General features: G+C 65.9%; 12 protein-coding genes. 4 read left to right on the forward strand and 8 right to left on the reverse strand.

The features are described from left to right. Positions 1-72 precede the first annotated feature (72 nt). From GPT33_RS13230 to def, 4 genes are read right to left on the reverse strand one after another with little or no spacing between them, the layout of a single operon-like run. Positions 73-612 (reverse strand): DUF4390 domain-containing protein, encoded by a 540-nt coding sequence (locus tag GPT33_RS13230; protein ID WP_296809670.1) that lies wholly within the window; start codon positions 610-612, stop codon positions 73-75. Positions 613-656: 44 nt separating this feature from the next. After that, entirely contained in the window at positions 657-2,024 is a 1,368-nt protein-coding gene (rsmB, locus tag GPT33_RS13235) for a 16S rRNA (cytosine(967)-C(5))-methyltransferase RsmB (RefSeq protein ID WP_296809671.1), read from the reverse strand. After that, the gene (fmt, locus tag GPT33_RS13240) at positions 2,017-2,982 is read right to left on the reverse strand and encodes a methionyl-tRNA formyltransferase (RefSeq protein WP_296809672.1); all 966 of its coding nucleotides are present in this window, start codon (positions 2,980-2,982) and stop codon (positions 2,017-2,019) included. Before fmt ends, rsmB begins: the two co-directional genes overlap by 8 nt. A gap of 34 nt (positions 2,983-3,016) precedes the next feature. After that, positions 3,017-3,550, reverse strand: coding sequence for a peptide deformylase (def, locus tag GPT33_RS13245; RefSeq protein ID WP_296809673.1), 534 nt, complete (start codon positions 3,548-3,550; stop codon positions 3,017-3,019). Positions 3,551-3,810: 260 nt separating this feature from the next. Between def and GPT33_RS13250 the strand changes: the two genes are divergently transcribed. The 4 genes from GPT33_RS13250 (at position 3,811) to topA (ending at position 9,405) form a co-directional block, all read left to right on the forward strand. Further along, the gene (locus GPT33_RS13250) at positions 3,811-5,031 is read left to right on the forward strand and encodes a LysM domain-containing protein (RefSeq protein WP_296809674.1); all 1,221 of its coding nucleotides are present in this window, start codon (positions 3,811-3,813) and stop codon (positions 5,029-5,031) included. Further along, positions 5,028-6,191 (forward strand): DNA-processing protein DprA, encoded by a 1,164-nt coding sequence (dprA, locus tag GPT33_RS13255; RefSeq protein WP_296809675.1) that lies wholly within the window; start codon positions 5,028-5,030, stop codon positions 6,189-6,191. Before GPT33_RS13250 ends, dprA begins: the two co-directional genes overlap by 4 nt. A 101-nt stretch (positions 6,192-6,292) precedes the next feature. Beyond that, positions 6,293-6,769, forward strand: coding sequence for a DUF494 domain-containing protein (locus GPT33_RS13260; RefSeq protein WP_296809678.1), 477 nt, complete (start codon positions 6,293-6,295; stop codon positions 6,767-6,769). Between the two features lie 326 nt (positions 6,770-7,095). After that, the gene (topA, locus tag GPT33_RS13265; RefSeq protein WP_296809680.1) at positions 7,096-9,405 is read left to right on the forward strand and encodes a type I DNA topoisomerase; all 2,310 of its coding nucleotides are present in this window, start codon (positions 7,096-7,098) and stop codon (positions 9,403-9,405) included. A 90-nt stretch (positions 9,406-9,495) separates the two neighbouring features. On the opposite strand, the gene GPT33_RS13270 is transcribed toward topA, so the two are convergent. The 4 genes from GPT33_RS13270 to GPT33_RS13285 form a co-directional block, all read right to left on the reverse strand. Beyond that, positions 9,496-10,035, reverse strand: coding sequence for a disulfide bond formation protein B (locus tag GPT33_RS13270; protein ID WP_296809681.1), 540 nt, complete (start codon positions 10,033-10,035; stop codon positions 9,496-9,498). 37 nt (positions 10,036-10,072) lie between these two features. Continuing rightward, entirely contained in the window at positions 10,073-10,306 is a 234-nt protein-coding gene (locus GPT33_RS13275; RefSeq protein WP_296809684.1) for a thioredoxin family protein, read from the reverse strand. 55 nt (positions 10,307-10,361) lie between these two features. Then, positions 10,362-11,318 carry a permease gene (locus tag GPT33_RS13280; protein WP_296809686.1) on the reverse strand — a complete coding sequence of 319 codons (957 nt, stop codon included), beginning with the start codon at positions 11,316-11,318 and terminating at the stop codon, positions 10,362-10,364. A gap of 150 nt (positions 11,319-11,468) precedes the next feature. Next, positions 11,469-12,025: DUF302 domain-containing protein (locus GPT33_RS13285; protein ID WP_296809690.1), on the reverse strand; the 557-nt coding region annotated here is incomplete at its 5' end.

Below are 12,025 nucleotides of genomic sequence, written 5' to 3' on the forward strand. Positions count from 1 at the left end.
CGGCTCCAGCGCTCGTCAAATCGGCCGGGGCCGATCCAATCCAAAAACATCGCATACCGCGCTGGGCGCGGTTTAAGGCGTTAAGGGCCACTTGCTCCACCCGCTGGAGAGTTTCCAGGACGGTTTCAGGTAAGCCATCGGACGCAGCGGAAGCGGGAGCTCTTCGATGTCGAGCGAGGCCCGGATGTGGACCTCGTAGTCCGTGTCGTCGTCGAGACTCGACGCGCCGATCAACGACAGATCGGCGATCTCGCCGAGCGCGCGAATGGCGGCATCGCGGCTGACGAAGGTGCGGCCCTCGGTGCCGGGAAGCCGGTAGACCTCGTAGCGCTCCGAGAGTGGTTTGTAGCGAATGGCGTAGCGCAGCTGCAGATCCACTCGGCTGTCCTCCCAGAGCCAGGCCCCGACCCGACGGACCTGAATCTGGACCAGGATGGTCAGCGGCACGCCGTTCTCGAGCGCCTCGAGCGCCTCGGTGCTGAAACGGTAGTCCAGCACGGCGTTCATGAAGTAGATGTCGTCGACGAGTCGCGTCTCGACCTGCTCGACCTGCAACCCGTCTTTGGCCGCGCCGGACGGGATGCTGACCAGCAAGAGCACGGGGGCAAGCATCAGCGCCGCCAGAAGGAACCGTGGGTGGTATGCCGAACGCCGAGTCATGATGCCGGACGTTCGATCAGCGCGAAATAAAAGCCGTCGTTGGCCCCCTCCTGCGGAAGCAGTTGGAGTCCGTGCGAAAGCGCGCGGCCCCCGGAAGCCGCGATCGGACACGCGCGCGCATCCGGATGACGCTCCAGAAAGGCGGCGATACGATGCTGGTTCTCGTCCGCGATCAAGGAGCAGGTCGCATACAGCAGCCGCCCGCCCGGGGCGAGCAGCGGCCAGGCCGCGTCCAGGATCCGGTCCTGCAAGGCGCACAGCGCCGGGATATCCGCGTTGCGTCGCAGCCATTTGATGTCGGGATGGCGACGGATCACGCCGGTGGCGGAGCAGGGCACGTCGAGCAGGATGCGATCGAAGGGCTTGGCGGTCCAGCTGCCTCGCGGCTCGGCCGCGTCGCCGAGTGCAACCTCGGCGCTCAGGCCCAGTCGCGCGAGCGTGTCGCGGATCGATTTGAGCCGGGTCGGGGCATTGTCGATCGCCAGCAGATCGAGCCGGTTCTCGGCGCGCTCCAGGATACCGGCGGTCTTTCCGCCGGGCGCCGCGCAGGCGTCGAGGACGCGCTGCCCCGGGCGCGCATCCAGCAGATCGGCCGCCAGTTGGGCGCCGCCGTCCTGCACCGAGACCAACCCGGCCTCGAAGCCGGGCAGCTCATGGGTCGGGCGCGGCTGGTCAAGCGTCAGGCCCATCTCGCAGCCGGGGATGGGTCGCGCGGTGATGCCGGCGGCGGCGAGCGTGCCGAGATAGGTGCGCCGGTCGGTGCGCGTGCGATTGACGCGCAAACTCATGGGTGCGCGGGCGTTGCTGGTCCGCACGACCTGCTCCCAATCCTCCGGCCAGTTCTCGCGCAGACGATCGAGCAGCCACTCCGGAAAGAGCCAGCGGACCGCCGGCTCTTGATCGACCTCGGCCAAGAGTGTTTCGCGCTCGCGCAGAAACCGACGCAGCAGCGCATTCACCAAGGCCGCCTTGTCGGGCTTGCCGATGAGTCGGCTGGCCTCGACCGTGGCGGCGACCGCGGCATGGTCGGGCGTGCCCATCGCGATGAGCTGGTACAGGCCGATCAGGATCAGCGATTCGAGGTCCTTGTCCGCGGGCTTGACCGGGTGATTGAGCAGACGTGCGACCAGTGCCTCCAGGCGCGGCAGCGTGCGCAGCGAGCCGTAGACCATCTCTTGGGTGAGGGCGCGCTCGGCGGGCGCCTGCGAGGCGAGGCGCGTGTGCTCGAGCACGCGCGTGAGCGACTGACCGCGACCGCGTACGCCGAACAATGCCAATGCGGCGGCCGCACGGGATTCGGCGCCGGCGGGATGCCGTGCCGAGCCTGTCGGGCCAGCGGCGGCCTGCGGCCGGCGCTCAGCCAAGCAGGACGCCGTCCATCGACCGCGCGTTGAGGAAATCCGCGGCCGCCATCGTCCGTTTGCCGGGCGGCTGGACGCGGACGATGCGCACGACCCCTTGGCCGGCGGCGACCTCGATGCCCGATTTGCCGGAGCCGATCACGGTCCCCGGCGCGGCTTGCGTCGCACGCTCGGTGTCGATCTCGGCGTCCCAGACCCGCAGGGTCTCGTTGTCGAGGCGCGTCTGAGCGACGGGCCAGGGGTTGTAGGCGCGGATCATGCGACCGATGTTCTCCGCAGGCTGGTGCCAGTCGATGATGGCCTCGTCCTTTGTCAGTTTGTGTGCGTAGGTGACCTGATCTTCGGCTTGCGGCTCGGGAATCAGCGATCCGTCGGCAATGCCGGGCAAGGCATCGATCAGCGCCCCCGCGCCCAGCACGGCGAGTCGGTCGTGCATGTCAGCGCCCGTGTCGCGCGCTCCGATCGGTGTGGCCACGCGATGATAGACGGGTCCCGTATCCAGCCCGGCCTCCATGCGCATGATGCACACACCGGTCTCGGTGTCGCCGGCGAGCAACGCGCGTTGGATCGGCGCCGCGCCGCGCCAACGCGGCAGCAGCGAGGCATGAACGTTCACGCAGCCCAGGCGGGGTGCGTCCAACACGGAGACCGGCAGAAGCAGCCCGTAGGCCACGACCACCATCAGATCGGCCTCGAAGGCCGCCAGGCGCGCGACGGCGTCAGGATCCTTCTTGAGGCTCTCGGGCTGGATGACCGGCAAATCGCGCGTCAGTGCGAGCGCCTTGACCGGGCTCGCCTGGAGCTGTCGTCCGCGCCCGGCCGGCCGGTCCGGTTGGGTGTACACGGCGACGACCTGCAGCGGCGGCATTCCCGGACGTTCGCCCGGCGCATCGAGGAGCGCGGCAAGGCTCGGAACGGCGAAGTCGGGCGTGCCTGCGAAGATGATCCTCAAGGGCTTCATCGCGCCGGATCGCCGTTCGGACCGGCGGCCTCGTTCACAACACACCCCGACGTTGCTCGGGCTCGCTCGCGGCTTGGCGCTGCTCCTTTTCGAGCTTGCGCCGAATGCGCTGGCGCTTGAGCATCGAGATGTGGTCGACGAAGAGCTTGCCGTCGAGATGATCGATCTCGTGTTGGATGCAGACCGCGAGCAGGCCGTCGGCGTCGAGCGTGAAGGGCTCGCCTTCGCGATCCAGCGCCCTGACGCGGACCCGCTCCGCACGTTTCACCGGCTCGAAGAAGCCGGGCACGGAGAGGCAGCCCTCGTCCATCTGCTCTTCGCCTTCGCGCGAGAGGATCTCGGGGTTGATCAGGCAGAGCGGTGCATCGTGGTTCTCCGAGATATCGATCACCACGACCCGGCGCGGCACGTTGACCTGGATTGCGGCCAAGCCGATGCCGGGTGCGGCATACATCGTCTCGAGCATGTCGTCGACCAGCCGCACGATGTCGGCATCGACGCGCGCGACCGGGATCGCCTTGCGACGGAGTCTTGGGTCCGGGAAGGTCAGGATATCGAGCTTTGCCATCGGGATGTCTTCTGGAAAATCTGTTCTCGGGGATCTCGGCTCTCGCGGGTACGCGCCAATGGCGTGATCGCATTTCTCTTCGGTCTCGGGCCTGGATCTCGGGCTTGGATCCCGGGGATCGCGTGCCGCGAGCAACCCGCAAGAAAAACGTCAGGCCCGAAGCCGAGTAGAAGGGGTCGGGGCGCATGCGCTAGTATCCGCTTAATACTACACCCCGAAATGGGGCCGGGTGAATCCGTTTCGAGCGTCCGGGAGGTCCGATGCGTGTTTTGACCCTTCGTTTCAGCCTCGGAGACGTCCTGCTTGGCGTTCTCATCGGTTTCATCGCCATGGGCCCTGCGTCGACGGTGCGTGCGCTCGAGCTTGCCGAGGACGCACCCGAGGTCTACGAGGTGCGCCCCGGCGATACCCTCTGGTCGATTGCCGGGCGTTATCTGCGCGACCCCTGGCTTTGGCCCGAGATCTGGCAGGCCAACGACGATCCGGGCAACCCCGATCTCATCTATCCCGGAGAACGGCTGCGTCTGGTGCATGTCGATGGTCGGCCGCGGGTCGTGCGCGACACCGCCGCTCGCGCGAGCGGCGACATGCGTGTCGTGCGCCTGAGTCCGCGGGTGCGGGTCAGCGCGCTCGAGGCCCCGGTGCCGATGATCCCCGTCGCCTCGATCGCACCCTTCCTGACTCAGCCTTGGGTGGCGGAGTCCGACGCGATCAAACGCGCACCCTATGTCGTAGGATTTGCCGACGATCGCACCGTCGCCGCGCCGTCGGACGACGTCTTCGTGCGTCGAATCGATACGACCGCGGTCAGCGAGTTCGAGATCCTGCGCCCCGGCGATGCGTTGCGCGACCCGGACACCAACCGCATCCTCGGCTACGAGGCCACGTTCGTGGCGAATGCCTTGCTCGAGCGCGTCGGGGATCCCGCGATCTTGCGGGTCACGCGATCCGAGCGCGAGGTCTCGATCGGCGATCGGGTCATCCCGGCCTCGCTCGAGGCGCCTCTCGAAAACTTCTTCCCGCGTCCAGCGCCGGCCGGCATGCGCGGCCGCATCCTCTCGGTGATGAACGGGATCTCCCAGATCGGTCAATACGACATCGTGACCCTCAATCGGGGATCGCATGACCGGCTGCAGCCCGGCCACGTCTTGGAGGTTTTTCGCGGCGGGGAGGAGGTTCGCGACAAGGTCCGCGACGGCGGCGTGAACTGGAACTGGAAGCGCGACGGGCCCCTGACCGGCGCCTTCTGGCTCGGCAACGACTATTCGGTGAAGGGCTGGAGCGAGAGTCCGACGGGCTCGAGTGCGCCTATCCCCCTGCACGCCGAAATCGGTCGGGATCGCGCGACCTATATCCGCCCGATGCAACGCGCAGGTGTGCTCATGGTCTTCCGAAGCTTCGATCGCGTGAGCTTCGCACTTGTGTTGAATGCCGACCGAGCCATGTCCGTCGGTGATCGGGTCTCCCCGCCGGCTCCGTGACGGACTCGAGCGACTCTTCGAGCGTCTCCTCGGAATCGATCGCGGACTGGATCGTCCTCATCTCCGCGCCGGGTATCGGATCGCGCACGGCGACCCGATTGCTCGAACGCTACGGTTCGCCGCGAGCGGTTGCGGATGCCTCGCGACAGGATCTCGCCGCAGCCGGCATCTCGCCCGAGGCGATCGCCGCGCTCAAACAGCCGGACGCCGCGGCGCTCGATCGCATCCTCGCATGGGCCGACCAGCCCGACGCCTTCGTGCTGACCCGCGCCGATCCCCGCTATCCGCCGCTGCTCGCCGAGATCCCGGATGCCCCGGTGCTGCTGTACGTGCGCGGCGACCCCGAGCTGCTCGCCGAGCCGCAGGTCGCGGTGGTCGGCAGCCGCAATCCAACCCCGTCGGGCATCGAGATCACACGCGACTTCGCCCGGCGGCTCGCCGCGGACGGCCTCTTGATCACCAGCGGCTTGGCCCTCGGTGTCGACGGGGCCGCGCACGCGGGCGCGCTCGAGACCGGGCGAACCATTGCCGTTCTCGGCACGGGTCCGGATCTGGTCTACCCCGCGACGCATCGCGACCTGGCCCGACGCATTGCCGAGCGCGGTGCGCTGGTCAGCGAGTTTCCCCCCGGTCAGGGTCCGTCGGCGCGCAATTTCCCGCGGCGCAACCGGATCATCAGCGGGCTCTCCGTCGGTGTCCTGGTCACCGAGGCGGCGCTTAAGAGCGGCTCCTTGATCACCGCACGCTTCGCGCTCGAGCAAGGTCGCGACGTTTTCGCCGTGCCCGGCTCCATCCGCAATCCACTCTCGCGCGGCAGCCACGCCCTGATTCGCGACGGTGCCAAGCTGGTCGAGGATCCCGGCGAGATCCTCCTCGAGCTGGCCCCGATGCTGCGCAACCTGCTCTCGGCCTGTCCCGGCGAGGTGCCTGCGGCGTCCGACGATGCCTCCGCAGCGGCCGTTCGAGGCGGGGCTGCGGCGCTTGATGCGGACTATCGTGCCCTGCTCGATGCGATGGGATTCGACCCCGTGGCGCCCGACGAGCTGATCGCCAGCAGCGGACGCTCGGCCCGCGAGGTCTCGTCCATGTTGTTGGTCCTTGAGCTGGAGGGTCATGTATCATCGGCCCCTGGAGGCCGCTTTTGCCGGCTCGGTTCTTAAGCGGAGACGCCCGGGGTGCCCAGAACGGAACGCCTGAGTGCAATACCGGTGCAGTCCGCTCCCGTCAGCCCTCGGGCTGACGCCGCCCAAGAGGTTGGCTGATGTACGAAAACATGGTCGATGTGCTGATCTATCTCTACGAGAACTACATGGACGGCGAGGGTCAGCCCCCGGCCGATCAAGGTGCGCTCGAGGACGAGCTCGCTCAGGCCGGCTTCACCCCCACCGAGATCGAAAAGGCACTGCTGTGGCTCGACGAGCTGGCGGCGGGTGTGGATGTACCGCAATATCACGACCATACCCTCGGCTCCATCCGCGTCTACAACGAGGCGGAGACGAGCAAGCTGGATGTCGAGGCGCGCGGTCTGCTGCTTTTTTTGGAGCAGAACGGAATTCTGGACCCCGTCAGCCGCGAGCTGGTGATCGACCGCTTGCTCGCGATTGATCACGCCATCGTCGGACTCGACGAGGTCAAGTGGGTCGTCCTGCTGGTCTTGATGAATCGTCCCGGTCGCGAGGATGCCTTCTCGCAGATGGAGGATCTGGTGTACAACGACGAGCCGGTTTACCTCCATTGAACCGCATTAAACCGCGTCAGGCGTGACCTGCTGCCTTGTCGAGTCGACGCGGCGTCTCACGCCCAAGCAGGCGTCGGAGTCGACGCGGTTCAAAGTTTTAGGCGATTTCCGGAAATCAACATCGCGACCGCGCAGAGGATCGGCCGGCAACGACGCCGACGGTCGTCGCGTTTGCCGACCTCCGGGGCGCCTCTCCGAGACCTGAATTTCCGTCCGACCGGCCCTTTCGGCACCGCTCATCTCTTCGACTCCCCTTGACGCGCCGATGCGAACCGGGTTTACCCTAGAGACCCCGATTCGTTCGCTTCCGTTTGCTCCCAGACATCATGAATCTCGTCATCGTCGAATCTCCGGCCAAGGCCAAGACCATCGAGAAGTACCTCGGACCCGATTTCGAGGTGATCGCCTCCTATGGTCATGTCCGTGACCTGGTGCCCAAGGAGGGCGCCGTCGATACCGAGAACGGCTTCGCGATGAAATACCAGATCATCGATCGCAACGAGAAGCACGTTCAGGCGATCGCCAAGAAGCTCAAGGGGGCCGATGCACTCTATCTCGCGACCGACCCGGACCGCGAAGGCGAGGCGATCTCTTGGCATCTCTACGAGCTGCTGAAGAGCCGCCGCCAGATCGGCAAGCGCCCGGTGTATCGGGTGGTCTTCAACGAGATCACCAAGCGGGCGGTGCAGGAGGCGGTCGCCAATCCGCGCGAGCTTTCCTACGACCTGGTCAACGCTCAGCAGGCGCGTCGAGCGCTGGATTATCTGGTCGGCTTCAATCTCTCGCCGCTGCTGTGGAAGAAGATCCGGCGTGGTCTCTCGGCAGGCCGGGTGCAGAGTCCGGCGCTGCGTCTGATCTGCGAGCGCGAGGACGAGATCGAGGCCTTTGTCACCCGGGAATACTGGTCGATCGAGGCGGATGCCGCCAAGGACGCGCGTCGCTTCACCGCGAAGCTGGTCGAATTCGAAGGCGAGAAGGTCGAGCAGTTCACCGTCGTCGACGGGGAGCGCGCCGCGACCGTCCACAAGACCCTCGAGCAGGCCGCCGCCGGCAAGCTCAAGGTCGACGAGGTCGAGCGCAAACAGCGCAAGCGCAACCCGGCACCGCCCTTCATCACCTCCACGCTCCAGCAAGAGGCCGCGCGCAAGCTCGGCTTCACGGCTCAGCGCACGATGCGCGTCGCCCAGCAGCTCTACGAGGGTGTGGATGTCGGCGGCGGGCCGATCGGTCTCATTACCTACATGCGCACCGACTCGGTGAATCTCGCACAGGAGGCGTTGGACGAGATCCGAGCCTATGTCACGGAACGCTTCGGTGCCGATCATCTGCCCGAGCAGCCGAGGTTCTACAAGACCAAGGCGAAGAACGCCCAAGAGGCCCACGAGGCGATTCGTCCGACCTCGGCCTATCAGGTCCCCAAAGAGATCCGCGCCCATCTCAGCGCGGATCAGTTCAAGCTCTACGAGCTGATCTGGAAGCGCACTCTGGCCTGTCAGATGGCCCACGCGCTCATCAACCAGGTCGCGATTACGCTGAGCGCCGGTACGGGCAATCTCTTCCGAGCAACCGGTTCGACGGTCGCCGAACCCGGCTTCATGAGCGTCTATCTTGAAGGGCGCGACGACGCCAAGAGCGCCGACGACGACGAGGAGCGCATGCTCCCCGAGATGAAGGCCGGAGATCTGGTTGACCTGATCGCCATCCGCCCCGAACAGCATTTCACCGAGCCGCCGCCGCGTTACTCCGAGGCGTCCTTGGTGAAGGCGCTGGAGGAGTACGGCATCGGCCGCCCCTCGACCTACGCCTCCATCATCTCGACACTTCAGGATCGCGAGTACGTGGTCCTGGAGACCAAGCGCTTCCTGCCGACCGATGTCGGGCGGGTGGTGAACCGGTTCCTGACCGAATATTTCACCTCCTACGTGGACTACGACTTCACGGCGCGTCTGGAAGACGACTTGGACGCCGTATCGCGCGGCGAGGGCGAGTGGATCCCCTTGCTCGAGCAGTTCTGGAAACCCTTCAAGGAGCGCGTCGACCACACCGAGGCGTCGGTCAAGCGCAGCGACGTCACCCAGGAGCGCATCGACGAGACCTGCCCCAAATGCGGCGGTCAGTTGTCGATCCGGCTCGGACGCAACGGGCGCTTCATCGGCTGCACCCACTATCCCGAGTGCGACTACACGCGCGACCTCAACCCCGACAAGGCCGAGGCGGATGCCCCCGAGTTGATCGAAGGCCGCACCTGCCCGCTCTGCAACTCCGCACTCGAGATCAAGCGCGGACGTTACGGCAAGTTCATCGGCTGCAGCGCCTATCCGACCTGCAAACACATCGAGCCGCTGGAGAAGCCCGAAGACACGGGCGTCACCTGTCCGAAATGCACCAAGGGGACACTGCAGAAGAAGAAGTCACGCAAGGGCAAGATCTTCTATTCCTGCTCGACCTATCCCAAATGCGACTACGCCGTCTGGGACGAGCCCATCGCCGAGCCATGCCCCAAGTGCGGCTGGGCGGTCTTGACGATCAAGACCACCAAGACCAAGGGTTCGTCAAAGGTATGCCCGCAAAAGGAATGCGGCTTTCGCGAGGCGATTGCGGAGGACCAGGCCGAAGACGCCGCCGAGTCCGCCTAGGCTGCCCAGACCCGGAGCGAGGCCCGACCCGGGCGGACGAGCGTCGCAGGGCCGACGTAGCTGCGACGTAGGGGCGACGTAGGGGCGACTTTAGTCGCCCACCCCCTCCCTACCGAACCTCCCCTCCGCACGACCTCCAACCAGCGCCAGAACCCCCCCACCGAGACAAAGCGCGAAACCGAGCAAGGCCCAGTTCGCCAGCGACAGTCCCAGAATCAGGGCACCTGCGTCCTCGCAAAAGCCCGTCGCCATGAACAGCGCCGGTGCCTGCTGGCCGAGCCACTCGACCCAGCGCTCGATCAACCCGGGCGCACCGGCCACGCAGGACACACTCTCCGGAGGCTGCAGCTGCAACCAGCTCTGGTAGCCCGCGACACCGATCCCCGTGGCCGAGACCGGCAGGGTCAAGGCGCCGATCAGGCGCCCGAAAATCCCCGCCCCCCTATGTCCCGCCCCGAGCGCGGCCCCGAGCGCGAGCACCGCCAGCACCATAAAGAGCAGACGCTGGAAGATGCACAGATGACAGGGATCCAACGCGAGCCAGTCGGTCATGACGAAGCTCGACGCGACCGCAATCGCGCAGCCGCCGGCCATCAAGCCCCAAAGCAGGCGTGGCGACGGACCTGTCATGCCAGTGCCTCGAAGGCGACGCAGGGGCAGGACGTCATCAGCTGAACCATCCCTCGACCGTCTTGCGGTCCGGAACCCCACCGGCATGCACCACCTGACCGTCGATGACGACGCCGGGGGTCGACATGACGCCGTAGCCCATGATTCGGCCGAGATCCTCGACCTTCTCCAGGGCAATCTCGGCGCCCTTTGCCTTCGCGGCCTCCTCGACCACCTTGTAGGTGGCTTTGCAGTTGGCGCAGCCTGAACCCAAGATCTTGACTTCTCTCATATCCGTCCTCGTATCGTTGCGGTGATTTCCGCGAAGGAGCCAATCGCAGCGCATTCTACGCCAGCAGGTTGAATCCGTAGCCGACCAGGATGAAGGCGATCGCCAGGACACCCGCATAGAGCGCCAGCCCCGGCCAGCGGATGACCTTGCGCAGGATGATCATCTCGGGCAGCGAGAGTGCGGCGATGCTCATCATAAAGGCCAGCGTGGTGCCGATCGCGACCCCTTTGCCCAGCATCGCCTCCGCTACCGGGATCACACCCGTTGCGTTGGAATAGAGCGGGATCCCGAGCAGCACGGCCCCCGGGACCGCCAGCCAATTGTCGGTGCCGCCCAGGTGCTCGACCACCCACTCCTCCGGGACATAGCCGTGGAAGAGTGCGCCGACGCCGATGCCCAGCAGCACCCATTTCCAGAGACGCCGCAGGATCTCGCGGACCTCCCCCACGGCATAGCGATGGCGTCCGGCCAGCGAGGTGTCCGGCTCGGGCATCTTCAGCTCGCCCATGTGGATCTGCCAGACATAGGGCTCGACCCAGCGCTCGGGCCTGAAGCGCTCCATGACGACGCCCCCGACATAGGCGACCGTCAAACCGGCGGCGACATACATCAGGGTCAGCTCCCAGCCCAGGATCCCGAGCAGGATCACCACCGCGACCTCGTTGATCATCGGGCTGGCGATCAAAAAGGAGAAGGTCACCCCGAGCGGGATGCCGGCCTCGACGAAGCCGATGAAGAGCGGCACCGACGAGCACGAGCAGAAGGGCGTGACCGCGCCCAGCCCGACCGCGGTCGAGCGCGCCGCCCATGTGGGTTTGCCGCGCACATAGGCGCGCACCCGCTCGGGCGAGAGGAGCGCCCGAAACAGCCCCATGACATAGATGATGATGACCAGCATGAAGAAGATCTTCGCCGTGTCCATGACGAAGAAGTGCAGCGCCGCCCCGAGATGGCTCGCCGGGTCGATGCCCAGCAGTCGGTAGACGACGAGATCGCCGAGTGTATCGAACACCTATGAGCGCCTCTCTGGAGTGAGTCCTTGGCGCCTACTATATGCGATCTTCCGTATATCTGGATTGCGCGATATCACAATCGGCCGGATCCAGGCGCCGGTGATCCCGAATTGCGGGATCCCGACGTTGACGATCCCGGACGTCGGATATCACAGCTCCCCGGCCGCACCGCCCTCCATGATCGCCCGGATGGTGTCGCGGACCTTCAGCGAGGATGCCTTGAGCTCCTCGGGAAGCTCCCGACCGCCATGGATCATCATGTCCAGGTTCATGCTGTAGAGCGTCAGACGGCCCTCCTTGTCCTCGACCAAGGCGATGCGACAAGGCATGAAGCCGCTGTATTCGTTGCGATACTCAAGCATCTGTCGACCGACCCGGGCATCGCAGAAGGAGAGAAAGTTGACATAGCGATACGCCTCGCCCGTGATCGCCTCGATCTGTTTGTAGAAAGGCGATTCGCCGACGAAAAGGAGGTTGCGCGAAACCGCGATGCTCTTCATCGACTCGATCACGTCGTCCGGGCTCAGCCCTTCCTCGACCGGGATCGCCCACATCATGGCCACGCCGGGATCGCCCGTCGTCAGCAGGCGCGAGGCGAACTCGCTGTAGACGCCCGCAAACTCGGGGTCGAACTCGCCGAGGATCGGGGCGACCCGCCAGTAGAGGACGCCGATGCCGACAATGGTCAAGAAGCCGATGACGGCCA

The organism is Thiocapsa sp., assembly GCF_011390875.1.
Taxonomy (GTDB): Bacteria; Pseudomonadota; Gammaproteobacteria; order Chromatiales; family Chromatiaceae; genus Thiocapsa.